Source organism: Methylobacterium sp. A52T, assembly GCF_053346095.1.
This window is the reverse complement of the sequence record NZ_JBKFBI010000047.1, coordinates 1-23,789: the sequence shown is the minus strand read 5'-3', so window position 1 is coordinate 23,789 and position 23,789 is coordinate 1. Positions and strand designations below refer to the sequence as shown.

Here is a 23,789-nt window from a genome sequence, read left to right as displayed (position 1 = left end):
CTTCTGCAGGTCGGAAAGGCTACGGGATCGACTTCGACCGCTCGTAGGGGCCGGGGACCAGGGCCGTGTCCGGCAGGCTGCCCTGAACGGCGCCGACCGCCTTGAACACGTCGAATTCCCGCTTCAGGGAGGCGATGTCGGCGGGCTCCAGGCTGACCGTGTAGATGCCGTCCCAGAGGCCCGCGTAGGCCGCGGCGTCGGCGTCGCTCAGGTTCGCGGCCGCCTTCAGGATCCTGGCCACGCCGGGCTTGTCGGCCTGGCCGAAAGCGTAGGCCTTGCGCATCGCGGCCACGACCTTGGCGGGCGCGTCCGGATTCTGCGTCATCCAGGCGTTGCGCATCAGGCCGACGCCGAGGACCGGCGGCGCGTCCTGCTTGGTGAGGCGCTTCCACTCCTCCCGGAAGGTGCCGAGCCGGCGCAGCTTCACGTCCGGCAGGAGCGCGAGGGTCACGGTGCGCAGGGCCGCGGCGTCGATGTCCTTCTGGACGAGGAATTGCGCCAGCCGGGAATCGTTGCCGGGGACGGCCTGGTAGTCGGCGGGCTTGAGGCCGTGGTTGGTCTCCAGGATCGCCGCCGCGATGGCGGCGGTGCCGCTGCCGGCCGGCGAGGTGCCGATCTTCCTGCCCTTGAGATCGGCCATCGTCTTGATCGGCGACTCCTCCGGGACGACGAAGTCGAGGTCGGCCACCTGGGTCGCCAGGACGATGCTCATCGGCAGCCCGTCGGCGGTGACGCTCAGCGCCGTCCCGGCGCTCGCCGCGATCGCGAAATCGATCGCCCCGGCGGCCATGGCCTTGGTCGGCGCGTTCACGTCGGGGAACTTGACGTACTCGGCCGTCAGGCCCTCCGTCTCCATGAACTTGCCGGCCTCCAGCACGGCGCCGAAGCCGAGGCTGATGCCCGAGCTCCAGTAGCCGATGCGCACCGTCTCGGCGCGCGCGAGGCCGGGCAGGCCGACCGCGCAGAGCGCGGCGACGGCGAGGGCGCGGATCCGTTTCAAGGCGTTCTCCAAGAGCTGCGATGGGAGGACGTGCGACGGGCGTGTCCCCGGCTGGCGCCGGCCGTCACGGCTGCGCCACCTTCTTCCAGGCGAACAGGCGCTGCTCGGCCGGCTTCAGGACGAGCGTCTCGAGCCCGATCATCAGGGCGACGAGGGTGAGGGTCCAGGCGAAGACCTGGTCGGTCTGGACGAGGTCGGCCGCCTGCCGCAGGCGGTAGCCGATGCCGCTGCTCGCCCCGAGCGATTCCGCCACGAGGACGACCCGCGCCCCGAAGCCGATGGCGAGGCGCGCGCCCGCGAAGAAGGCGGGCAGGATCGTCGGCAGGTAGATCTTGGTCAGCACCTTGCGGCGCGGCATCCGGAAGGTGCGGGCGAGCTCGAGATGCTCGGCGCTGACCGTGCGCGTGCCCTGCCAGACGTTGGTCAGGATCAGCGGCATCGCGGTCATGAACACCACGAAGATCGTGGTCCAGTTCGAGAGGCCGAACCAGATCAGCGCGAAGATCGCCCAGATCGCGGAGGAGACGGTGTTGGTCACCGTCAGCACCGGCTCGAAGAACCGCCCGAGGCGCGGGCTCGCGCCGAGCAGCAGGCCGAGCGGCAGCCCCACGAGGGCCGCGAAGGCGAGGCCGGCGCCGATCCGGCCCAGCGTGATGCCGAGATCGGCGGCGAAGCTCGGCGTGGCGACGAGGCCGAGCCACGTGTGCCAGACCCGCGCGGGGCTCGGCAGGACGAAGCTCGGCGCGTGCAGCGATCCGAGCTGCCACGCGGCCAGCGCCAGGGCGAGGAGGGCGAGCCGCTGGAGCAGCACGCCCGCCCGGCGTCCGGCACCGGACGTCCGCGTCCGCCGGATCAGGCGCGGCGGGGTCTTCACGAGCATCGCGCGCTCGCGGCGGAGAGGCTGATGCGCAGGCGCCGGACCTCCTCGGCGACCTCCGTCGAGAGCGGGTCGCGGGGGTACGGCAGATCGATCGCCCGGACGGTGCCGATCCGGCCCGGCCGCGGGTGCAGGACAACCACTTGGCTCGCCAGCACCACCGCCTCCTCGACGTCGTGCGTGACGAAGACCAGGGTCATCGCCCGCAGGCCGGCGATGCGCAGCAGCTCCGCGTGCATCTGCGCGCGGATCTCGGGATCGAGCTTCGAGAACGGCTCGTCGAGGAGCAGGATCTTGGGCTCGGTCACGAGGCTGCGCGCGAGCGCCACCCGGCTGCGCATGCCTCCCGACAATTCGTGCGGGTAGGCGTCGCGGAAGGCCTCCAGCCCGACGAGCCGCAGGGTCTCGTCGACCCGCCGGGCCCGCTCCGCCCGGCCCATGCGCCCGGCCTCGAGGCCGAAGGCGACGTTCTGGGCGGCCGTGCGCCAGGGCAGCAGCCGGTCCTCCTGGAACATGTAGGTCATGGCCCGCCAGTCGCGGAAGGCGTGCGACGGGATGCCGTTGAGGAGGACGGCGCCCTGGTCGGGCTCGACCAGCCCGGCGATCATGTTGAGGAGGGTGCTCTTTCCGCAGCCCGATGCGCCCAGGATCGCGACGATCGCGTGCTGCGGGATCGCGATGTCGACGGTGTCGAGGACGTGGAGCGGCCCGCCCTCGCGCCGGTCGAACCACTTGCTGACGTGGTCGAGCTCGACGGCGTTCACGGCTCGCCCCCGTCGACCCGGGCCGGCCGCACCGGCGCCACCACCGCGGTGTCGCGCAGGCTGGCGATGACCTTCTCCAGGGTCATGTCGCGGAACGTCTCGACGTGGCGGCGGGCCACGAGGGCGGCGCTGTCGGCGTCGCCCGCCACGAGGTGCTCGATCATCGCGGTGTGGTCGTTCTCGATGTTCGGCCGCACCCCCTGCACGCCGAAGCCGAGGGCGACGAGGCGGGTCATCTCGTCGAGGAGGCCCGACAGGGTCCGGTACAGGCGCCCGTTCCCCGAAGCCGCGGCGATCGCGAGGTGGAAGCCCCGGTTGGCCTCCAGGAAGAAGTCGATCTGGTTGCCCATCTCCACCGTGATCTTGCGGCGGCAAGCCTGCTCCAGGCGCTCCAGATGCGCCCGGTTCACGCGGCCGGCAGCGCCCCGCGCCGCGAGGGGCTCGAGCTCCATCCGGAGGGCGAAGACCTCGTCGACATCCTTCACGGTCACCGGGCTGACCCGGTAGCCGTGCCGCGGCATCGAACTGACGAAGCCTTCCTGGGCCAGGCGCTGGAGCGCGATCCGGCAGCTCGCCTTGCCGATCTCGAATCGCTCCATCACCTCGGCCTCGGTGAAGCGCGTGCCGGGCAGGAGGCGGCAGGCGACGATCTCGTGCCGCATCAGGTCGTAGGCCTGGTTGCCCTTGCGCGTGGCGTCGGGGACGGCGAGCACCGTCGCGGTCGGGCGAGCGGGCCGGGACCTGTCATCGCGGGTCGTCATCGCACCTCGCTGTTCGGGCATTGAGGCTCCCACAGCATGCTGTGAGCTGCCCACCGCACGCAGGACATGTGCCAACCCCGCGCCGGCCCGCCCGCGCGCGGCGCGCATCGGCGGACGGAACGATGGTCGGGTGCCGGCATTCGTCGCGCGGTGGGAAGCTCAGATGCGAAGCGTGATCAGCTCAGCGCGCGCTGTGGGCATTCCATGCCGTATTTATGCGCAATGGCTCCGCGTTCTGTAAATGGAATACGCGTCCAATTTTCGCGAAGATGTTGGGAAGAAGGGCTTTTCGCCGGGGTCCGCCGCAGAACGATCTGTGTCTTCTTTGAGCACTGGGGCCTGCTGCGGGCCGCGTCGGCGATGCCCTACAGGATGTCGGGCTGGCCGCGCCGGTGCTCGTGCCCCGCGATGACGCGGCGCAGGAGCCGGGTCAGGGTGTCCTGCTCCGCCGGGGTGAGGGCCTCGACGGTGAGGGCGTGAGCGGCCCGCGCCGCCGGCTCCATCGCGCCGTGGAGCGCGGCGCCTTCGTCCGTCAGCCGGCAGACCTGCGCGCGGCGGTCGAGGGGCGAGGTCGTGCGGCTCACCAGACCGCGGGCCGCGAGGCGCTTCAGGGCGCCGGTCGTCGTCGTCCGGTCGAGGGCGACCGCGCTCGCGAGCGTCGTCTGATCGGCCTCCCCCAGATCGCGCAGCAGCGAGAGCAGGCTGTACTGGAGCGGGGTGACGCGAAACGCGGCACAGCGTTCGGCGAAGAGGCTGACGTGGATCTGGTGCATGCGGCGGGCGAGGAAGCCCGGGCGATCGGCCAGGGGCCAGTTCCGCGCGTCCGCCCCCGTGTCCGTGGCCGCGTCCGTGTCCGCGTCCGTGGCCGCCTTCGCCGCCCCCGCGGCGACCCCCGCCTCTGCCGACCCTGCCGCAAATCCGGCGTCCGGGACCTCATCCATCGTCCGCCTCCGCAGAACGGTTCCAGCCTTGGCACGCGCTGTGCAATACCGGAATACGAAGCATGCTTCGCTTTTGGCAAGGGCGAGGCCGGCGCGCGCCGGCCGGGACCACGAGGTCGACATGGACAATCGCCGCTATGATCTGGTTCTGCGGGGTGGGCGGGTCATCTGCCCGGCCTCCGGCATTGACGGCATACGCGACGTGGCGGTGCGGGACGGGCGCATCGCCGCCGTGGCGGAGACGATCCTGCCCTCCGCCGCCGCCGAGGTGGTCGACGTCGCGGGCAAGCTTGTCCTGCCCGGCATGATCGACACGCACGCGCACGTCTACCAGTACGTCACCGGCCGGTTCGGCCTGAACCCCGACATGGTCGGCGTGCGCTCGGGCGTGACCACGGTGGTGGACCAGGGCGGGCCGTCCTGCATGACCCTGCCGGGCTTCCGCCACTTCATCGCCGAGCGCTCGGAGACGCAGGTCCTCGCCTTCCTGTCGGCCTACCTCGTCGGCGGCCTGGAAGGGCATTTCTACCCGAACCTCTACAGCCCGGACGGCGTCGACATCGACGCCACCGTGAAGTCGGCCACCGAGAACCGCGACCTCGTGCGCGGCATCAAGGGCCATGCCGAGATCGGCGGCTTCGCCCGCTGGGGCATCAAGGTGATGGAGATGGCCGCCGAGATCAGCCGGCGCGCCGACCTTCCGCTCTACGTGCATTTCGGCCAGCTCTGGGGGTTGCCGGAATCGGGCGCCAACGGCGAGGACGCCGACACCATCGTCGAGCGGGTCATCCCGCTGCTGCGGCCCGGCGACGTGCTGGCCCATCCCTTCACCCGCCACCCGGGCGGCTTCATCAACGAGCAGGGCGAGGTCCACCACATCATCCGCCGGGCCATGGAGGCCGGGCTGAAGGTCGATGTCGGCCACGGCAGCCACTTCTCCTACCGCGTGGCCCGCGCGTCCCTGCCGGCGGGCGTGATCCCCTACACGCTCGGCGCCGACATGCACGGCTACAACACCGAGGTGCCCGAGGTGAAGAAGCCCGCCGGCACCCCGGACGAGCACCACGACGACGAGAACCATCCCTTCCTCGGCCAGGCCCGGTTCAGCCTCACCCAGGCGATGAGCTCGATGATGGCGCTCGGCATCCCGCTGGAGGAGGTGGTGCCGATGGTGACGTCGCACCCGGCCGAGATGCTGCGCATGGGCGACCGGATCGGCGCCCTCAAGGTCGGCTACGCGGCCGACGTCTCGGTGCTGCACGACGATCGCGGCCGCTTCCTGCTGCGCGACAACGAGGACACGCGGGTGATCGCCGACCGCCTGCTGCGCCCGGCCTTCTGCCTCCGCGCGGGGAAGCGCTTCGAGGCCGACTCGCCGATCCTGCCCCAGGCGATCGCGGCCTGAGGTGGCGCCGGTGCCCGCCTTCGTCCTCGACGACCCGACACCGCCGGACCCGCGCCGCCGCTGGGACAGCCTGGACTTCGCGGCCCGGGGCGCCTGCTACGACAACAACGCGGGCGTGCCCGACAGCGCCGCGCAGGTCGCCGCCCGCAACGCGGCCTCCGCGACTTATCGCGCGGCGCACCCGGCCGGGCTCGACATCCCCTACGCTGCCGGAGAGCGCACCGGCTTCGACCTCTACCCGGCGGCGGAGACGGGGGCGCCCTGCCTCGTCTTCGTCCACGGCGGATACTGGCAGCGCAACGCCCGGGCCGATTTCGCCTGCTTCGCGGAAGGGCTGAAGGCCGCCGGCTGGTCGGTGGCGATGCCGGGCTACACCCTGGCACCCGAGGCGAGCCTCGCCGGCATCGTCGCCGAGATCGGAGCTGCCCTCGACTGGCTCGCCGCGCACGGGGCAGCGCGCGGGATCGGCGGACCGATCATCCTCGCCGGCTGGTCCGCGGGGGCGCAGCTCGCCGCGCTCCATCTCGGGCATCCCGCCGTGTCCGCGGTCCTGGCGATCTCCGGCGTCTACGACCTCGCGCCGATCCGCGAGACCTACCTGAACGAGAAGCTCGGCCTGACCGAGGACGAGATCGAGACCCTGTCGCCCCTGCGCCTGCCCGTCGTGCCCAAGCCCATGACGGTCGCCTACGGCAGCCGGGAGCTGCCCGCCCTCGTCCGCGACGCGCGCAACCTCCACGCCCTGCGCGGCGCCGCCCACGCGCCGGGCGCGCTGCTGCCGGTGCCGGGCGCCGACCACTTCTCGATCCTCGACGGATTCCGCCGGCCCGACGGCCTCCTGGTCCGCGCCGCGCAGGATGTTCTCGGAGGCGCCCGATGAGCCGCGAGGGCGTCGGGGCTCCCCTGCCCCGCAAGGAGGACGACCGCCTGATGCGCGGGCGCGGCCAGTATGTCGGCGACCTCCGGCTGCCGGGGATGCAGGACGTCGCCTTCGTGCGCAGCCCGCTCGCGCATGCCCGGATCCGCGCCGTCCACGTGCCGGAGGCCTATCGCGACCGCGTCTTCACCGCCGCCGACCTCGACGGCGTGCTGCCGATCCGCGCGGTCTCGGGGCTGCCCGGCTTCAAGGTGTCCGAGCAGCCGGTGCTCGCCACCGGCAAGGTCCGGCAGGTCGGCGAGCTCGTCGCGCTGTGCGTCGCGCCGACCCGCGCCGAGGCCGAGGACATCGCCGCCGCCGTCGTCCTCGACCTGGAGGAGCTGCCGGCCGTCCACGACATGCTGGCCGCGCGCGAGCCGGGCTCCGCCCTCGTCCACGAGCACTGGGGCGACAACGTCTTCCTGGAGACCCTGGTCGATGTCGGCATCGAGGGCGCCCTCGACGCCCCGATCAAGGTCAGCCGCACCATCTCGACGGGCCGGCAGTGCATGGCGCCGATCGAGGGCCGCGGTACCGTGGTGCAGCTCGATCACCGGCTCGACCAGCTCGTGGTCCACACCGCGAGCCAGATGCCGCACATCGTGCGCAACGGCCTCTCGGAATGCCTCGGGATCGAGCAGGGCCGCATCCGCATCGTCTCGCCGGATGTCGGCGGCGGCTTCGGCTACAAGGCGATCCTGCTCGCCGAGGACGTGGCGCTCGCGTGGCTCGCGCTCCGCTGCGGCCACCCGGTGCGCTGGCTGGAGGACCGCCGCGAGCACCTGACCGCCAACGCCAATTGCCGCGAGCACCATTACCGCATCACCGCCTACGCGGAGCAGGACGGGACCCTGCGCGGCATCGACTGCGAGGCCACCGTCGATTCCGGCGCCTACTCGGCCTACCCGTTCTCGGCCTGCCTGGAGGCCGCGCAGGTCGCCAGCATCCTGCCGGGGCCCTACGACTTCCCGGCCTATCGCTGCCGCACGTGGTCGGTGGCGACCAACAAGTGCCCGATCCTGCCCTACCGGGGGGTGGCGCGCACCGGCGTCTGCTTCGCCCTGGAGCTCGTCCTCGACGCGGTCGCCCGCGCGGCCGGGATAACGTCCGAAACCGTGCGTGAAAAAAACCTCGTGCGGCCCGGGCAGATGCCGTTCGAGAACATCACGAAGAAGCACTTCGACAGCGGCGACTACCCGGAGGCGCTCGCCCGCGCGCTGAAGGCCGTCGACGTGGCGGCGGTCCGCGCCCGCCAGCGACAGGGCGAGCCGGACGGGCGCCGGATCGGCCTCGGTCTCGCGATCTACTGCGAGCAGGCCGCGCACGGCACCTCGGTCTATTCCGGCTGGGGCATCCCGATGGTCCCCGGCCACGAGCAGGCGAGCGCCCGCCTGACCCCGGACGGCGGCCTGGAGCTGCGGATCGGCGCCCATTCCCACGGCCAGGGCCTGGAAACGACGCTGGCCCAGGTCGCCCACGAGATCCTGGGCGTCCCGGTGGCGCGCACCCGCCTCGTCCACGGCGACACCGCCATGACCCCCTACTCGACGGGCTCCTGGGGCTCCCGCGTCATGGTGATGGCCGGCGGCGCGGTGGCGGCGGCCTGCGAGGCGCTGCGCGACCGGGCGATCAGGATCGGCGCCCACCTGCTCCAGGCGCGGCCCGAAGACTGCCGCTTCGAGGGTGGCTACGTCGTCGGCCCCTCCGGCGACGTGCCGCTCGAGGCCATCGCCCGCACGTGGTACCGGCGGCCGCAGGACCTCGCGCCCGACACCGATCCCGGCGGCCTCGAGGTCACCGCCGGCTACAAGCCGGTGCGCGATTCCGGCACGTTCTCGTACGCGGCGCACGCGGCCGTGGTGGCGGTCGACCCCGATCTCGGGGCGGTGGAGATCCTCGACTACGTCATCGTCGAGGACGGCGGCACGCTGGTGAACCCCCTCGTGGTCGACGGCCAGATCTACGGCGGCCTCGCGCAGGGGATCGGCACGGCCCTGTTCGAGGAGATGCGCTTCGACGCCCGCGGCCAGCCGCTGGCGTCGACCCTCGCCGACTATCTCCTGCCCGGCGCCGCCGACGTGCCGATGGCCCGCATCGACCACATGGAGACGCCCTCGCCCTACACGCGCTTCGGCCAGAAGGGCATCGGCGAGGGCGGCGCGATCGCGCCGCCTGCGGCGCTCGCCAACGCCGTGAACGATGCCCTCGCGCCGCTGGGCGTCGAGCTGCTGCACTCGCCCCTCACCCCCCGGCGGATCGTGGAGGCGGTGCTCGCCGCCCGTGATCCCGCCGAGACCGCGCGGGAGGCCGCATGAAGCCCGCCGCCTTCGCCTGGGAGCGCCCCGACAGCCTGCCCGCGCTGCTGGCACGCCTCGCCGAAGCCCCCGCGGGCGTGAAGCTGATCGCGGGCGGCCAGTCCCTCGGGCCGATGCTGAACCTGCGCCTCGTCGAGCCCACCCTGATCCTCGACATCACCGGCATCCCCGAACTCCGGGACGCGCGGGTCGAGGGTGACACGCTCGTCCTCGGGGCCTGCGTGACCCACGCCGACGTCGAGGACGGGCGCGTCCCGGACCTCACCGGCGGCGCGCTGCGGCGGGTCGCGGCCGCCATCGCCTACCGGCCGGTGCGCAACCGCGGCACGATCGGCGGCAGCCTCGTCCACGCCGACCCGGCCGCCGACTGGGTCACCGCCCTGACGGCCCTCGGCGCCGAGGTCGAGATCGCGGGGCGGAGCGGCCGCCGCACCCTGCCGGTGGAGCGTTTCGTGACCGGCGCCCTCGAAGTGGCGCTCGGCGCGGACGAGATCCTCGTCGCTGTGCGCGTGCCGGCGCTGCCGGCGGGCGCGGCCTGGGGCTACGTCAAGCACTGCGCGAAGATCGGCGAGTTCGCACACGCCATCGGGGCCGTGCGCCTCGAGCCCGGCGCCGGCCGCGGCCGGGCCGTGATCGGCGCGGTCGAGGGGCCGCCCGTGCTCCTGGCCGATGCCCGCCCGCTCTTCGGCGGCCGCATCGGCGCCGACTTCGCCGCGCGCTTCGACACCCGGGCCGCCGACCAGGCCCTGCGGGAGGCCGGGATGGCCGACGCGGTCGAGCGGCACGTCCACGTGACGGTGCTGGCGCGCGCGGTGGCCGCGGCGGCCGAGCCCGATCCCCGATCCCAGACCCTTCCGGAGGCCGCATGAGCGCCGCGCTGGCCGAACCCGGGACGTCCCGCATGGCCCTGGCGCTGACGGTGAACGGCCGCGCCGTGCGGGTCGCGGCCGAGCCGCGCAGCCATCTCGGCGACGTGCTGCGCGACGGGCTCGACCTCACCGGCACGCATCTGGGCTGCGAGCACGGCGTCTGCGGCGCCTGCACGGTCCTGCTCGACGGTGAGCCGGCCCGCGCCTGCCTCACCTTCGCGGGGGCCTGCGCGGGCGCCGCGGTCACGACGATCGAGGGCCTCGACGCGGACGCGATCGCGGGCGAGCTGCGGGCCGCCTTCAACCGCGAGCACGCGCTCCAGTGCGGCTACTGCACGCCCGGGATGCTGGTGACCGCCCGCGACCTGGTCCTGCGGCTGCCCGAGGCCGACGAGCGACGGATCCGCGTCGGCCTGTCGGGCAACCTGTGCCGCTGCACCGGCTATGCCGGCATCGTCCGGGCCGTGATGGCGGTGATCGCGGACCGGCGCGCGCGCGGCATCCCCCCGGAGATCGGTGCGGCCCGGCCGCTCGGCCCGGTCGGCGCCCGGATCGGCGACGCGACTTTCGCGCGCCTGGAATCGCCGGCGGATCGGATCGCCCCGGCGGCGCCGGCGGCCGTCGCGGACCTGTCCGACGCGTTCACCCCGGCCCACGGCTTCACGCAGGTGCTCGACCTCCCCCACCCGCCGGAGGCCGTCTTCGCCCTGCTCGGCGACATCGCGGCGGTCGCCGCCTGCCTGCCGGGCGCGGTGCTCACGGCGCGGCCCGCCCCCGACACGGTCGAGGGCGGCCTGCAGGTGCGGATCGGGCCGATCGCCGCGACGTTCCGCGGCCGCGCCCGCCTCGCGCGGGACGAGGCCACCCGGACCGGCGCGGTCCACGGGGCCGGCACCGATGCGGGCGGCCGCTCGGCGACCGAGGGCCGGATCCGCTACCGGGTCGATGCCGGCCCGACGCCCGGCACCGCCCAGGTCGAGCTCGACGTCGGCTACACCCTGACCGGGCCGCTCGCGCAGTTCGGCCGGCCCGGCCTCGTGCGCGACCTCGCCGGCCGCATCGCCGCGGAGTTCACCCGCAACCTCGATGCCCGGCTCTCGGGTGTCGCGGCGCCGGCGCCCGCCGGCCTCAACCCGCTCCGCCTGCTCCTCGGCCTCGCCCGCGCGCGCCTCGCCGCGTGGTTCGGCCGCGCCTGATCCCATCCCGCCCCAACGCACCGGAGACACGCGAATGCCCAGCAGGTTCACCCTCACGACCGCGATCCTGCTGGCGCTGACGGCGACGGGCGCACGGGCGGAGGCGATCCGCATCGGCGTCAACGAGCCCCTGACCGGGCCGTTCGCGGCCTCGGGCACCTACGTGGTCAACGGCGCCAAGATCGCCGCCGACGAGATCAACGCCAAGGGCGGCGTCCTCGGAAAGAGAATCGAACTCGTGATCGAGGACAACAAGAGCAACCCGACCGAGGCCGCCGCGGTCGCCGAGAAGCTGATCACCAGCGACAAGACCCCGGTGATGATGGGCGCCTGGGGCTCCAGCCTGACGCTCGCCGTCATGCCCAAGCTCGCGGATTACGAGACGCCGATGCTGGTCGAGACCTCCTCGTCCGGCAAGATCACGACCTCCGGCAACCCCTACGTGTTCCGGATCTCGCCGCCCTCGTCGCTCGAGGCCGAGACCTTCGCCCCCATGGTCGGTCGCCTCGGGCTGAAGAAGGTCGACTTCCTCGTCCTCAACAACGATTTCGGCCGCGGCGCCGCGACCGATTTCGGCAAGATGCTCAAGGACAAGGGCGTGACGGTCGGCCTCGTCGAGACCATGGACCAGGGCGCGCAGGACATGAGCGCCCAGCTCGCCAAGCTGAAGGCGTCGGATTCCGACACGATCATGATCACGAGCTCGGTCGATCAACTCGTGCTGCTGTTCAAGCAGATGGCGGCGCTCGGCCTGAAGAAGCGGGTCATCACCACCGGCGGATCCCAGAACCCGGACCAGATCATCGCCCAGGCCGGCGCGGCCGCCGACGGCACGATGCACCTCACGACCTTCCTGCCCTGGTCGCCCGACAGGACGCCGGACCCGAAGGCCACAGAGGCCTTCATCGCCGCGTGGAAGACGCGCGGCTTCGACTTCGCCGGCGTCACCGAGAGCTTCCGCGGCTACGACGGCATCCGCGCGATCGCCCACGCCATCGAGAAGGCGGGTTCGGCCGATCCGGCCGCGATCACCAAGGCCTTCTGGTCGGTCGACTTCGTCGGGCTTAACGGGCCGATCCGCTTCGCCAAGGCCGGCCCCGCCGGGAAGGAGAGCGGCCAGAGCAAGCCCGACGTCTACCTCATCGAGATCAAGGACGGGAAGGTGATCGTGCCGGCGCTGTAGGGCTGCCGCCGCGCGCCCTCCCCCGCAGAGCTACGGTGTTCATGCATCCCCGGGAGACATCGACGCTGGCGGCAGAGCGCGACGGGCCCCCTCTCCCGGGCGGGAGAGCGTTGGGGTGAGGGATGAGAACGCTCAGGAGCGAGCACACCGTCGACACTCCGACATGGCGCGCCCCATCCTGAAAGACCTGATCCCTCACCCTGTCCCTCTCCCGCACGGGAGAGGGGACCCGCGCTCCACCGTGCACCGATGGTGCCGAACCGAACGTGTGAATCCGCAAGCCCGCAGAGGGGGCAGTGAGACGCGCGGTGCCGGTTCCCGAATTGGCAATCCCCGTGTCCTCGCCCGGAGCGAGGCACCGGTCGTCCGGCACGCAACCTGCCAGGAGAAGCCCGTGAACGAACTGATCCAGCACCTCGTCAACGCCCTCATCCTCGGCGGCACCTACGCGCTGCTGGGGATCGGCCTGACGCTGATCTTCGGGATCATGAACGTCGTGAACTTCACCCACGGCGCGCTCTACACGGTTGGCGCCTACGTCATGTATCTCGCGGTCGCCGCGCTGGGACTGAACTTCTTCCTGGCGCTGCCGGTGGCGATCCTCGGCGGGCTCCTGCTCGGGGCCGCGATCGAGTTGCTGCTGCTGCGCCCGTTCCGGGGCTCGGACATCGACACCACCATGCTGGTGATGATCGGCGCCGGCATCGTCCTGCAATCCGGCACGCTCTGGACCTTCGGCGGCGTCGCCAAGGCGATCCCCGCGCCCTTCCCCGAGGCGCCGCTCCAGGTCGGCCCGGTCTCGGTGTCGTGGCTGCGGCTGTTCGTGCTCGGGGCGGCGCTGACGCTGATCGCCCTCACCTACGCGCTGATCAACCGGACCAAGCTCGGTCTCGCCATGCGCGCCGCCTTCCAGGATTCCGACACGGCGGCGCTGATGGGCGTCGACGTCCGCCGGATCTACACCGCGACCTTCGCCCTCGGCTCGTCGCTGGCGGCGGCGGCCGGCGCGCTCCTCGGTCCCGTCTACGTGGTGTTCCCGCAGATGGGCGGCCTCGCCGAGCTCAAGGCCTTCGCCATCGTCATCCTGGGCGGGCTCGGCAACGTCACCGGCGCGGCGATCGGCGGCTTCATCCTGGCGCTCGCCGAGGAGCTGGGCGCCGGCTACGTCTCCTCCGGCTACCGGGACGCGATGGGCTTCCTGATCATCATCGCGGTCCTGCTCTGCAGGCCCACAGGTCTGTTCGCCAAGGCGGAGCGCATCGGATGAACCGGCTCCTCCCCCTCGCCCTGCTCGCCGGCCTCGTCGCCCTGCCCCTGGGGCTCGGCGCCAACCCCTACCTCCTCAACGCGCTGATCGTGACCGGCATCCTGACGATCGGCGCCATGAGCCTGAACCTGCTCCTCGGCTTCACCGGGCAGCTCAGCCTCGGCCACATCGCGTTCTTCGGGATCGGCGCCTACGTCAGCGCGCTGACCAGCCTCGGCTTCGACGTGGATCTCGGCTTCGGCATCCGCGCGGTCCACGAGCCCTGGCCGGCGGTGGCCGGCCTCCTGCTGGCGACGGCGGCGGCGGGCGGCTGCGGCTACCTGATCGGGCGGCTCTCCTTCCGGGTGCGGGGCGCGTACTTCGTGATCGTGACGATCTCGTTCGCCGAGGTCGTGCGGCTCGTGGCGCTCAACTGGGTGGAGCTGACGCAGGGGCCGCTGGCGCTCACCAACATCCCGGCCATCACCCTCGGCCTGCCGGGCCTCGGGATGTGGACCCTCAAGACCAAGCTCCAGTACTACTACCTCGTGCTGGCCGTGGGGACGCTCTGCTACGCCGTGATCGCCCGCCTGGTCGGCGGGCGCTTCGGCCGGGCGATGCGGGGCCTCAAGGAGAACGAGCCGCTGGCGCTCTCGGTCGGCATCAACGCCACCCGCACGCTGACGGTGGCGGCGGTGATCTCGGCCGCCATGGCCGGCGCGGCCGGCAGTCTCTACGCCCATTACCTGCGGATCATCGATCCCGACGTGTTCCTGTTCGCCACCACGGTCACCATGGTCATCATGGTGGTGGCGGGCGGCAAGGGCACCCTGATGGGCCCGGTCGTCGGTGGCCTGATCTTCGGCCTGCTGCCGGTGGCGCTCCGCCCGGTCATGGCGCCGGAGGCGCAGTGGATCGTCTACGGCCTCGTGCTGATCGTGATCCTGTTCGTGATGCCGCGGGGCATCGTCCCGGGCCTGGCGGCGCTGCTCGGCCGCCGGCCGGCCCCGGCCGCCCCCGTCCTCGAGGCCAATCCGGCGGTGCAGCGATGAGCGCGATCCTCTCCGTCGAGCATGTCGGCGTCCGCTTCGGCGGCCTCGTCGCCATCGCGGACCTGCATTTCGACGTCCGGGCCGGCGAGATCGTCAGCCTGATCGGCCCGAACGGGGCCGGCAAGACGACGGCCTTCAACGTGATGACCGGCTTCCTCAAGCCCAGCCAGGGCGATGTCCGCTTCCGCGGCACGTCCCTGAAGGGCCTGCCGCCGCACGCGATCACGCGGCTCGGCCTCGCCCGCACCTTCCAGCGCACCAGCGTCTTCCCGGACGACACGGTGTTCGAGAACGTGATGATCGGCCTGCACCAGATGGGCGCCGCGGCGGGCCGCGCGCCGGTGCTCGACGCGCTCCTCGGCCGCGCGGGGGCCGGCGAGCGGCAGCTGCGCGCCCGCGCCGCGGCGCTCCTCGACTGGGTCGGGCTCGCCGGCCGGGCGCAGGAGAAGGCCGGCGCCCTGGCCTACGGGGAGCAGCGCCTCGTCGGCGTGGCGCTGGCGCTCGCCACCGAGCCCGCCATGCTGCTCCTCGACGAGCCGGTCTCGGGGATGAACGCCTCCGAGACGCGGGTCTTCGTGCGGCTGATCCGGCAGATCCGGGAGCGCGGCGTCACCATCCTGCTCGTCGAGCACGACATGCCGATGGTGATGGAGGTCTCCGACCGCATCGTCGTCCTCAATTACGGCCGCCTGATCGCCGAGGGGCCGCCGGACCGGATCCGCAGCGACCCGGCGGTGATCGAGGCCTATCTCGGCCAGGGCAGCGCCGCCCGGCAGGCCGCCGCCGCTGCCGCGCAGGAGGCGGTCCATGCTTGAGATCCGCGACCTCGTCTGCGGCTACGGGCACGTCACGGCGCTGAAGGGACTCACGATCGACGTGCGCGAGGGCCAGCTCGTCGCCCTCGTCGGCGCGAACGGGGCCGGCAAGTCCACGACGCTGCGGGCGATCTCCGGCCTCGTCCCGCCGCGATCCGGCGCGATCCGGTTCGCCGGCCGGGACATCGCCGGGGCGGAGCCCCGCCGGATCCTGGCCGCGGGCATCGCCCATTGTCCGGAGGGGCGGCGCGTCTTCCCGCAGATGACGGTCGCCGAGAACCTCGCAATGGGCGCCTACCTGCGCCGCGACCGGGCGGCGGTCGCGGCGGACCTGGCGCGCATCTACGGGGAGTTCCCGCGCCTCGCGGAGCGCCGCGACCAGGCGGCCGGCACGCTGTCGGGCGGCGAGCAGCAGATGCTGGCGATCGGCCGCGCGCTGATGGGGCGCCCGAAGCTCGTGCTGTTCGACGAGCCCTCACTGGGGCTCGCCCCCAACATCGTCGAGCGGATGTTCGCGGTGATCGGGGCGATCCGCGACGCCGGCACGACCGTGCTCCTCGTCGAGCAGAACGCCTTCGCCGCCCTCGAACTCTGCGACTACGCCTACCTCCTCGAGACCGGCCGCATCGTCCTCGAGGGGCGCGGGCAGGACCTCATCGCCGACCCCCACGTGCGGGACGCCTATCTCGGTGGTTGAGCGGGATCTGCCGGGGCGGATCCGCCTCGGCCCGGTCGACCTTCTCGGCGACCGGGACCTGCTCCCCGTCACGGCGGGCGGCCGCCGGCTGCTCCTCGTCCGGGACGGCGCGCGGATCGTGGCCGCCGAGCGCGCCTGCCCGCACGAGGGGGCCGACCTCGCCCTCGGACGCTGCGTCGCGGGCCGGCTGCACTGCCCCCGGCACCAGGCCTCGTTCGAGCTCCGGGACGGCGCCGTCTCGCCGGGCTGGTCGTTCCGTGCCCTGCGCCTGTCCGCGGTCGAGGCGGCGCCGGACGGGCTGTGGCTCAGGACCGGATCCGGCCTTCTCGCGCCGGACACCGCGCGGCCGGGCGGGCGCGGATCCCCGGCCGGCACCGAGATCCGACGGTAGAGCGACCGAGATCGGCCGGTCAGTCTCGCTCTACGGCAGCGAGGTCGGGATCGCGGCGCTCACCGCCTGTCTCGCGCGGACGATCGGGCCGCACGCGGGCCTGCTCGCGCGGGGACGCATCGCGAGGACGGTCGCGGGTCCCTTCGACCGCTGAGGATCGGCGCTGATCGCCCGTCCGAAGGTGTCGGCCCAGGACAGCCTCGTCACGTTGTCCGTCGTCACGTTGTCCAGGGTCGGAACGGGCGCGGCTTCCCGGTTGGCCGCCCGGGCGCGCTTGCGGGCCGCGGCGCCGATCCACCGCACGATCAGGGGAACCTTCGCGTCGAACGTCGGATCGGACGCGGTCCGGCCGATGCCTCGTCTCTGACGGCGGTGAACCATGGGATTCCCTCGAGTCGACTTGGGAGGGCCGCGCGCGCGGTCCGACGGACGTCACCGCCCGCGATCACCGGACCGCTGCCGCGACGGCAGCGGTGTGAAGCGCGGGCCGCGCCGGATGGCGGGCGGCCTCGCCCGGCATCCGATCCCGTCCGCGTGGCCTCCAGCTGCATGTCCGGGCGCGCGCGATCGAATTCCTCGACCCGTGGCTTAGCCGATCGGGATGGCTTCGTGGACCAGTCCACATGGACTGGTCCATGACCCGTGACGGCGCCTGTGCGGTTGCTCTAGACAGGATCCGCATGGCGCAGGAAGCAATCCTCATCATCGATGATCACGCGCTGTTCCGGTCCGGCATCGTCTCGATGCTGTCGACGGCGTTCGATGAGATCCCGGTTCTCGACAGCCCATCGCTGCACGAGGCGCTCGCCATCGTGGCCGTCGTCCCGACGATCGTCCTCCTCGACATCCAGTTGCCGGGCATCGGCGGGCTCGAGGGGATGGGCCTGCTCCAGCAGCGCTGGCCGGCCGCCCGGATCGTCGTCGTGTCCGGCCTGGATCTGCCCGATACCGTGAGCACGGCGCTGGCGCAGGGCGCCTGCGCGTTCCTGTCCAAGACCGACCGCCCCGAGCGGATGATGACGGTCCTGCGCGAGATGCTCGCCCGGTCGTCCGCGGTCCCGCGGGTCGGCGGCGCCCTCTGCCCGACGCTCACGCCGCGGCAGGCCGAGGTGCTGACCCTCGTCGGGCGCGGATTGTCCAACAAGATGATCGGACGCAATCTCGGTCTGTCGGAACACACGGTCCGCGGCCACGTGCAGGGCCTGCTGTCGGTCCTGGGGGTGACCCGGCGCGCCGAGGCGGTGTTCAAGGCGCAGCAGTTCGGCCTGATCCGATGAGCCCGTCTCAGGAGGAGCGGATCGCGGCCGAGCAGTTGCGCCTCGTCCTGGACGGCGTCACGCAGTCGGTCGCCGTCGGTTTCCTCGTCTCGACGCTGATGCTGGCCGTGCTGTGGAGCCTGGTGCCCCACGCGGTCCTGCTGAGCTGGTACGGCGCGTTCCTCGTCGAGCGGTTCGGGGCGGCCGCCTACGCGCGTCGGGTCCGCGCCGCGATCGGCGAGCCCGACCGCGCCCGCCGGGTCGAGCGCGTCATCTTCCTGAGCAAGATCGTCGAGGGCGCGATCCTGGGATCGCTGATCTGGATCGCGCTGCCGCTCCAGGTCCCGGCGGTGAGCATCCTGACCATGTCGCTGCTGGGCGCGACCTGCAGCAACGGCGTCTCGCTCCTGGCGCCGCGGCGGCACCTCTACCTCGCCCTCGTCGTGCCCGTCGCCGTCCTGGCCGCGGGAACCCTCTGGTCGCTCGGCGGCGCGCCCTACCGCGCCCTGGCAATCTGCTCGATCCTCTTCGTGGTCGGGCAGTACGGTCAGGTCGTGCTCGCCAGCCGCCGCGTGCGGGAATCGATCGAGCTCCGCTTCGAGAACGCGGCCCTCGTGGAGCAGCTGCGCGCGGAGACCGCCGCGGCGCACCGGGCCCGCCGCGACGCCGAGCACGCCAACACCGCGAAGTCGCAATTCCTCGCGGCGGCCAGCCACGACCTGCGCCAGCCGGTCCACGCCCAGGGCCTCTTCCTCCAGGCGCTGAGCCAGACGGATCTCGCCGCGCCGCAGCGGCGGATCCTGCAGAACGCCCAGACCGCGAACGTCGCCTCGACCGACATGCTCAACACGCTTCTGGACTTCTCGCGCCTGGAGGCCGGAGTGATCACGCCGCGGCCCCGCGCCTTCGAGCTGCAGCCGCTCCTCGACAAGATCGAGAACGATCTGGCCCCGCTGGCCGACGCCAAGCGCCTGATCTATCGGACGCCCCAGACGGACCTGGCGATCGTCTCGGACGCGGCCCTGCTGGAGCTGGTCCTGCGCAATCTCGTCCTCAACGCCATCCGGTACACCGAGCGCGGCGGCGTCCTCATCGGCTGCCGGCGCCGGCGCGCGGGCGTGTCGATCGAAGTCTACGACACCGGGATCGGCATCCCGGCCGACAAGCGCGAGGACATCTTCCGGGAGTTCTACCAGCTCGGGAATCCGGAGCGCGATCGTCACAAGGGTCTGGGGCTGGGGCTCGCGATCGCGCGCGGGATCGCCGCCTCGCTCGATCACCCGCTCTCCCTCTCGTCGAAGGTGGGGAGCGGCAGCGTCTTCCGCATCCTCGTCCCCCGGACGCTCGACGCCGGGCGGGACGCCGGGCTCGACGACGCGCCCGCGGCCGGCATCGCGGAGAGCGGCGGCCTGGTCGGCGCCCGCATCCTGATCGTCGACGACGATGCCATCGTCCGCGACGCGATGGTGGCGCTCCTCTCCGGCTGGGGTTGCCTGTGCTGGGCCTTCGAGGACCCGACCGACGTCACCGAACTGCCGTCGCAGGGGCCGCCGCCGGACGCGTTGATCTGCGACTACCGCCTGCGCGGGGGCCAGACCGGCGCCGAAGCCATCGCGACGCTGCGGCAGCATTGGGGAATGCCGATCCCGGCGATCCTCATCACCGGCGACACCGCGCCCGTCCGCATGCGGGAGGCCTTGGACAGCGGGGTCCCTCTGATTCACAAGCCGGTCCGGCCCGACCTTCTCCAGAAGGCGCTCGCCGCGCTGATCCCGCCGGGCGGGCCGCCCGTCGGTCCCGTGGGCGCGGAGGTTCCGCGCGGACCGGAGACGACGGATCTCGTCCGCGCGGAGGGATAGCGGGCGCCTCGCGCGGCGCCGCGGACCCTCGAACGCCCGCCGCGCCGCCGTCGCGGTCTCGCGGCGCGGCCGGCGCGCGTCAGCGGGACGGCTCGGCGGCAGCCTCGGTCCAGCTCGGGAGTGGGAAGGTCCGATCGTAGGCGAGATTGAACACGAAGGCGTAGGCCACGTAGAAGGCCGCGATCGCCAGATCCATGAAGAAGGCCTCCACGAGGCCGATGCCGAGATACCACGCGATCGGCGGCAGCAGGATCAGGAGCAGCCCCGCCTCGAACAGCACCGCGTGGGCGACCCGCAGGACGAGGCTCTTGCGCGTGTGCCCGGCGAGCCGCTGCATCGCCCGGTCGAAGCCGAGATTGTAGACGTAGTTCCAGCTCGTCGCGACGAGGGCGCTGCCGATGCCGATCACGCCCATGTCGGCGGCGTGCAGGCCGAAGGCCGCGGTCCCGAGCGGGACGATGAGGAGCAGCCCGATCACCTCGAACAGGATGGCGTGGCGGATGCGGTCGCGGGTGGTGCGCATGGTCTCGCTCTAGAGAGGCGGATTGGTCGGCCGCTCTCTATCTGCGATAAGGCGATCCACAAGTTAGGAAGTATCGGATAAGCAGATAGATGGCGGTCTCGCTCGACCAGCTCCAGGCCTTCGTGGCCGCGGCCGAGGCCGGGTCGTTCTCGGGCGCGGCGCGGGTGCTGCGGAAGGCGCAGTCGGCCGTCAGCACGCAGGTGGCCAACCTCGAGACGGATCTGGGGCTGGCGCTGTTCAGCCGCGCGGGCCGGAACCCGGTGCTGACCCCGGCGGGCGAGCGGCTGCTGCTGGAGGCGCGCGTGGTGCTCGACCGGCGGGAGCACCTGATCGGCGTGGCGAGCAGCCTGGAGCAGGGCGTCGAGAACCGGCTGGTGGTCGCCATCGACGAGCTCTACCCCGAGCACGCCCTCGGCGCCCTCTTCGCCAGCTTCGCCCAGCGCTTCCCCTTCGTGGAGCTGGAGCTGCTCTTCCCGCTGATGGAGGATGTCAGCCGCATGGTCCGGTCGGGCGCCGCCGACCTGGGCGTGATGTGGCGCCAGGAGGGGCTCCCGACGGAACTCGGGTTCCGGACCATCGGCTGGGTGCCGCTCAAGCTGGTCTGCGGCCGCGATCACCCGCTCGCGAAGGAGCGGGTGGCGTGGGAGGAGCTGAAGCGCCACCGCCAGATCCTCGTGGCCGCCCGCGGCGACGGGGCGGAGAAGCGCCGTCTCCGGGTCGCCGCCGAGGTGTGGTGGGTGGAGAGCCACTGGGTCATCCTGGAGATGGTGAAGCACGGGATCGGCTGGGCCTTCGTCACCGACCACGTGATCGCCGCGTCCCTCACGGCGCCGTACCTCGTGACGCCCGACCTCCAGTTCGATGAGGGCGACTGGCCGATCGCCCTGGAACTGGTCTGGCACAAGCAGCGGCCCTGTGGCCCCGCCGCGGCCTGGCTCCGCGAGCGTTTCGCCGCGGAGCGCGTCGGGATCCACCCGGGCGGGACCTGAGCGCGGTGCGGGACGGATGGCCGCCGGGCCCCGCCTCAGCGACACGCCGCTGTCGACGGTCCTGACGGGCCGGCGAGATCCCGGCCATCGAGGACCTCCACCCCGCGAGTCTAGACGCAAAAGACCTTCCGTGCTTCTATCCATTCGAAATTCCTATGGGTCGGCCCATGGAACTCCGGCATCTTCGCTACTTCGCCGCGGTGGCGGAGCATCTCAGCTTCACCGCCGCCGCCCAGAGCCTGGGCGTGTCGCAGCCGCCGCTGAGCCAGCAGATCCGCGATCTCGAGTTGGAGATCGGCGTCAACCTGTTCGAGCGCTCGAGCCGGCGCGTCGTCCTGACCGCGGCGGGCGAGGATTTCCTCGGGAACGCGCGGGCGGTCCTCGCGCAGGTCGCCGACGCCGTCGACCGGGCGCGGACGATCGGCACCGGAACGGCCGGCATCCTCAACATCGGCATGACGAGTTCCGTCCTCGCGGGGCCGGCCGGTTGCCTGATCCGGGCCTTCGAGCAGCGCTTCCGGGCGGTGGACGTGCGCATCCACGAGATGGCGCCGGCCGACCAGATCGCGGCCCTCAAGGCGAACCGGACGGATCTCAGCTTCCTCCGCAGCCCCCCCGAGGATCCGGATCTCGTCGCCCACCTGGCGTGGCCGGAGCGGCTCTGCGTGGCCGTGCCGCGCGAGCACGCCCTCGCCGCCGGTCGCAGCGTCGCGATCGACGTCTTCCGCAGCGAGCCGCTGATCTCGCTCGGCCTCGAGAGCTCGCGCTTCGCGGCGGATATCTACCAAGCCTGCATCGCGCGCGGGTTCACGCCGAGCATCTCGCAGCAGGTCCGCGAGGCCTCGTCGCTGATCAACCTGGTCGCGGCGGGCTTCGGTCTCGCCATCATCCCGGAATTCGTCGGCCGACCGAGACATCCGGACGTCGTCGTCCTGCCGATCAAGCCGCCCTTCCTGTCGGCGGACGTCTACGCGCTGCATCATCAGCGCCGGAACCCGGTGATCGACAACTTTCTCGGGCTGATCCGCGAGGAGGCCCCGGGCTTGATCGCGCGCTTCCAGAAGCGGTGACGCCGTTCGTCTCCGCACCCGCTCGCCGGCGCCGTCCGCGACTGTCTCCGAGGCGGCGTCCTGCGCGCAGGCGCCATCCCGAAGCGACCCCGAAAGCCAACGCGAAACCACGCGGCAGCTCGCAGCGGCGCTCCCGGCGGCGCCTGTCTCAATCCTCGACGAGACGGCGGAGCCGGGTCCGATGCAGGCACACCTGTCGGCCGCCGTCGCGTCGCAACGCCCCCTCTTCCTCCAGCTGCGAGAGGGTGCGCGATACGGTCTCGATGGTCAGGCCGAGGTAGTCGGCGATGTCGCGGCGGGTCATCGGCAGCGCGAAGGTGCCGGCGGAGCCGAGGCGGTCATCGACCTCCAGCAGGAAGGCGGCGACCCGCTCCTGGGCCGAGCGCCGTCCGAGCAGGAGCGCCAGGTCCTGGGCGTGCCGCAGGTCGCTCGTGGCCATGCTCCAGAGCCGGCAGGCGACCTCGGCCCGCCCGGTCGCGGCGCGCTCGACCTGTCGCCGCCTGAAGATCAGCACCCTGGTGCTGGTGAGGGCCTCGGCGGTCTGGCGATTGGTCTCGCCCTGCCCGAGCCCGAACAGGTCGCCGGGCAGGTGGAAGCCCGTGATCTGGCGGCGCCCGTCGCTCAGGACCCTGTGGGTGCGCACCGCGCCGCTGAGGACCTTGTAGACGAACTCGGCCTCCTCGCCCTCTCCGTAGATCTCCTCCTCGCGGGCATAGGAGAACGGTGTCCCGACGACGTCGGCGCATCCCGCGAACAGGGTGCTCCTCTCGATCTCCGGGACGGCAGCGGGATGGGCTGCAGGCCCCTCCGGTGCTGTCCGTGCCGTGAACTCGGTGCTCATCGCTGCGCTCCTCGCCTGCGTTGGTCGGGACGAGATTGGCAGCGGGCGGGAGGCGGAGAAATTCCGGTCGGAGCCTTAAGGCGCGCCCCTTAAGGGCAACCCCGTAGTCGCGGGTGCCGGCCGGATGCCCGCCGCCGCGCCGGCGACGGGCGCGCCTCAGACGGAGCGCGCCCGGGGCGACACGTAGAGCCGCCACAGCACGTACGCGGCCAGGGCGGCCACCGCGAGCCCGGTCAGGCCGTGCACCCACACGGGGGCCGTCGCGTCGGCGAAGCCGAGAACCCAGGGCGCCACGGCCGCCCAGAGCCCGAGGGCGACGGTGAGGTATTCCTCCCAGGCGCAGGTCTCGCCGAGGGCCAGGAGTGCGACCACGGTGATGGCGCCTCCGGTCACGAAGGCGTTGCGCGCGGCGGCCGTCTCGTAGCCCAGATCCAAGTACCAAGGTGCGAGGAGGAGCACGGCGCCCAGGAGCATGTTGAGCGCGTTCGGGACCATGTCCGCCGTTCGGTTCTCGATCGTTCTCACCGGATTCCCCGCGCGGGCTGACGGCATCGGCGGCCCGATGTCCGGGCGCCCGAGACCTGACCGACAGACGACCTGCCAACTTTCACGGGCCGAGCATCCGGTATCCGTGCGGCCGGTCATTGATCTGGCTCAAGTCGATCGCGGCATTGCCCGCGTGTCACGATCCGGCAAGCGTGGCGCGGTCGCGGATTGGCTGTGGGCTGCGGGTGGTGGACTCGATTCCCGAGATTGTCGTCGCCGACGGGACGCGCGCGTCGGCGAGATCCGCGTCCTCCCGTCGGACCGGGAGGACGCGGAT

General features: G+C 72.3%; 24 protein-coding genes. 15 read left to right on the top strand and 9 right to left on the bottom strand.

Going from position 1 to position 23,789, the window contains the following annotated elements:
* Positions 1 to 19: 19 nt before the first annotated feature.
* The 5 genes from ACLBYE_RS13750 to ACLBYE_RS13730 form a co-directional block, all read right to left on the bottom strand.
* A complete protein-coding gene (locus ACLBYE_RS13750; RefSeq protein ID WP_447694602.1) occupies positions 20 to 1,000 on the bottom strand; it encodes an ABC transporter substrate-binding protein in 981 nt (326 codons plus the stop codon).
* 64 nt (positions 1,001 to 1,064) lie between these two features.
* A complete protein-coding gene (locus ACLBYE_RS13745) occupies positions 1,065 to 1,880 on the bottom strand; it encodes an ABC transporter permease (RefSeq protein ID WP_020094477.1) in 816 nt (271 codons plus the stop codon).
* Positions 1,871 to 2,641, bottom strand: coding sequence for an ABC transporter ATP-binding protein (locus tag ACLBYE_RS13740; protein ID WP_029358136.1), 771 nt, complete (start codon positions 2,639 to 2,641; stop codon positions 1,871 to 1,873). The genes ACLBYE_RS13745 and ACLBYE_RS13740 overlap by 10 nt, the downstream gene beginning before the upstream one ends.
* Positions 2,638 to 3,402 carry a GntR family transcriptional regulator gene (locus tag ACLBYE_RS13735; protein ID WP_447694601.1) on the bottom strand — a complete coding sequence of 255 codons (765 nt, stop codon included), beginning with the start codon at positions 3,400 to 3,402 and terminating at the stop codon, positions 2,638 to 2,640. Before ACLBYE_RS13735 ends, ACLBYE_RS13740 begins: the two co-directional genes overlap by 4 nt.
* 365 nt (positions 3,403 to 3,767) lie before the next feature.
* A complete protein-coding gene (locus tag ACLBYE_RS13730; RefSeq protein ID WP_447694600.1) occupies positions 3,768 to 4,343 on the bottom strand; it encodes a MarR family winged helix-turn-helix transcriptional regulator in 576 nt (191 codons plus the stop codon).
* 121 nt (positions 4,344 to 4,464) lie between these two features.
* Here ACLBYE_RS13730 and ACLBYE_RS13725 point away from each other — a divergent pair, with 121 nt between their 5' ends.
* The 11 genes from ACLBYE_RS13725 to ACLBYE_RS13675 all read left to right on the top strand — a co-directional run bounded on the left by ACLBYE_RS13725 (position 4,465) and on the right by ACLBYE_RS13675 (position 16,428).
* Positions 4,465 to 5,748: an amidohydrolase/deacetylase family metallohydrolase gene (locus ACLBYE_RS13725; RefSeq protein ID WP_447694599.1), complete on the top strand. Its 1,284-nt coding sequence runs from the start codon at positions 4,465 to 4,467 to the stop codon at positions 5,746 to 5,748.
* 10 nt (positions 5,749 to 5,758) lie between these two features.
* Positions 5,759 to 6,628: an alpha/beta hydrolase gene (locus ACLBYE_RS13720; protein ID WP_447694598.1), complete on the top strand. Its 870-nt coding sequence runs from the start codon at positions 5,759 to 5,761 to the stop codon at positions 6,626 to 6,628.
* Positions 6,625 to 8,979, top strand: a complete 2,355-nt coding sequence (locus ACLBYE_RS13715; RefSeq protein WP_447694597.1) for a xanthine dehydrogenase family protein molybdopterin-binding subunit — start codon at positions 6,625 to 6,627, stop codon at positions 8,977 to 8,979. The genes ACLBYE_RS13720 and ACLBYE_RS13715 overlap by 4 nt, the downstream gene beginning before the upstream one ends.
* On the top strand, positions 8,976 to 9,848 hold the full coding sequence (locus ACLBYE_RS13710; RefSeq protein WP_447694596.1) for an FAD binding domain-containing protein: 873 nt from the start codon (positions 8,976 to 8,978) through the stop codon (positions 9,846 to 9,848). The genes ACLBYE_RS13715 and ACLBYE_RS13710 overlap by 4 nt, the downstream gene beginning before the upstream one ends.
* Positions 9,845 to 11,044, top strand: a complete 1,200-nt coding sequence (locus ACLBYE_RS13705; protein ID WP_447694595.1) for a xanthine dehydrogenase family Fe-S subunit — start codon at positions 9,845 to 9,847, stop codon at positions 11,042 to 11,044. Before ACLBYE_RS13710 ends, ACLBYE_RS13705 begins: the two co-directional genes overlap by 4 nt.
* Before the next feature lie 34 nt (positions 11,045 to 11,078).
* Entirely contained in the window at positions 11,079 to 12,227 is a 1,149-nt protein-coding gene (locus tag ACLBYE_RS13700; protein WP_447694594.1) for an ABC transporter substrate-binding protein, read from the top strand.
* Between the two features lie 394 nt (positions 12,228 to 12,621).
* Complete coding sequence (locus ACLBYE_RS13695; protein ID WP_103985106.1) at positions 12,622 to 13,494, top strand: branched-chain amino acid ABC transporter permease; 873 nt, start codon at positions 12,622 to 12,624, stop codon at positions 13,492 to 13,494.
* Positions 13,491 to 14,525 carry a branched-chain amino acid ABC transporter permease gene (locus ACLBYE_RS13690; RefSeq protein WP_447694593.1) on the top strand — a complete coding sequence of 345 codons (1,035 nt, stop codon included), beginning with the start codon at positions 13,491 to 13,493 and terminating at the stop codon, positions 14,523 to 14,525. Before ACLBYE_RS13695 ends, ACLBYE_RS13690 begins: the two co-directional genes overlap by 4 nt.
* Positions 14,522 to 15,340, top strand: a complete 819-nt coding sequence (locus ACLBYE_RS13685) for an ABC transporter ATP-binding protein (RefSeq protein WP_058608075.1) — start codon at positions 14,522 to 14,524, stop codon at positions 15,338 to 15,340. The genes ACLBYE_RS13690 and ACLBYE_RS13685 overlap by 4 nt, the downstream gene beginning before the upstream one ends.
* Positions 15,333 to 16,037, top strand: a complete 705-nt coding sequence (locus ACLBYE_RS13680) for an ABC transporter ATP-binding protein (RefSeq protein WP_020094464.1) — start codon at positions 15,333 to 15,335, stop codon at positions 16,035 to 16,037. Before ACLBYE_RS13685 ends, ACLBYE_RS13680 begins: the two co-directional genes overlap by 8 nt.
* Positions 16,030 to 16,428: a Rieske (2Fe-2S) protein gene (locus tag ACLBYE_RS13675; RefSeq protein ID WP_447694592.1), complete on the top strand. Its 399-nt coding sequence runs from the start codon at positions 16,030 to 16,032 to the stop codon at positions 16,426 to 16,428. The genes ACLBYE_RS13680 and ACLBYE_RS13675 overlap by 8 nt, the downstream gene beginning before the upstream one ends.
* 30 nt (positions 16,429 to 16,458) lie before the next feature.
* Here the strand turns inward: ACLBYE_RS13675 and ACLBYE_RS13670 are convergent, their stop codons facing one another.
* A complete protein-coding gene (locus ACLBYE_RS13670; protein WP_447694591.1) occupies positions 16,459 to 16,809 on the bottom strand; it encodes a hypothetical protein in 351 nt (116 codons plus the stop codon).
* 299 nt (positions 16,810 to 17,108) lie between these two features.
* Between ACLBYE_RS13670 and ACLBYE_RS13665 the strand changes: the two genes are divergently transcribed.
* Positions 17,109 to 17,705 carry a response regulator gene (locus tag ACLBYE_RS13665; RefSeq protein WP_056527077.1) on the top strand — a complete coding sequence of 199 codons (597 nt, stop codon included), beginning with the start codon at positions 17,109 to 17,111 and terminating at the stop codon, positions 17,703 to 17,705.
* A complete protein-coding gene (locus ACLBYE_RS13660) occupies positions 17,702 to 19,543 on the top strand; it encodes an ATP-binding response regulator (RefSeq protein ID WP_447694590.1) in 1,842 nt (613 codons plus the stop codon). Before ACLBYE_RS13665 ends, ACLBYE_RS13660 begins: the two co-directional genes overlap by 4 nt.
* 79 nt (positions 19,544 to 19,622) lie before the next feature.
* On the opposite strand, the gene ACLBYE_RS13655 is transcribed toward ACLBYE_RS13660, so the two are convergent.
* The gene (locus ACLBYE_RS13655; protein ID WP_447694589.1) at positions 19,623 to 20,066 is read right to left on the bottom strand and encodes a PACE efflux transporter; all 444 of its coding nucleotides are present in this window, start codon (positions 20,064 to 20,066) and stop codon (positions 19,623 to 19,625) included.
* An 89-nt stretch (positions 20,067 to 20,155) separates the two neighbouring features.
* On the opposite strand from ACLBYE_RS13655, the gene ACLBYE_RS13650 reads away from it, so the two are divergent.
* Entirely contained in the window at positions 20,156 to 21,055 is a 900-nt protein-coding gene (locus tag ACLBYE_RS13650; RefSeq protein ID WP_091682430.1) for a LysR family transcriptional regulator, read from the top strand.
* A gap of 167 nt (positions 21,056 to 21,222) precedes the next feature.
* The gene (locus tag ACLBYE_RS13645; RefSeq protein WP_447694588.1) at positions 21,223 to 22,125 is read left to right on the top strand and encodes a LysR family transcriptional regulator; all 903 of its coding nucleotides are present in this window, start codon (positions 21,223 to 21,225) and stop codon (positions 22,123 to 22,125) included.
* Between the two features lie 148 nt (positions 22,126 to 22,273).
* Here the strand turns inward: ACLBYE_RS13645 and ACLBYE_RS13640 are convergent, their stop codons facing one another.
* Both ACLBYE_RS13640 and ACLBYE_RS13635 read right to left on the bottom strand, forming a co-directional pair.
* Entirely contained in the window at positions 22,274 to 22,966 is a 693-nt protein-coding gene (locus ACLBYE_RS13640) for a helix-turn-helix domain-containing protein (protein ID WP_447694587.1), read from the bottom strand.
* A 156-nt stretch (positions 22,967 to 23,122) separates the two neighbouring features.
* Positions 23,123 to 23,461 (bottom strand): SPW repeat domain-containing protein, encoded by a 339-nt coding sequence (locus tag ACLBYE_RS13635; RefSeq protein ID WP_447694586.1) that lies wholly within the window; start codon positions 23,459 to 23,461, stop codon positions 23,123 to 23,125.
* Between the last annotated feature and the right edge of the window lie 328 nt (positions 23,462 to 23,789).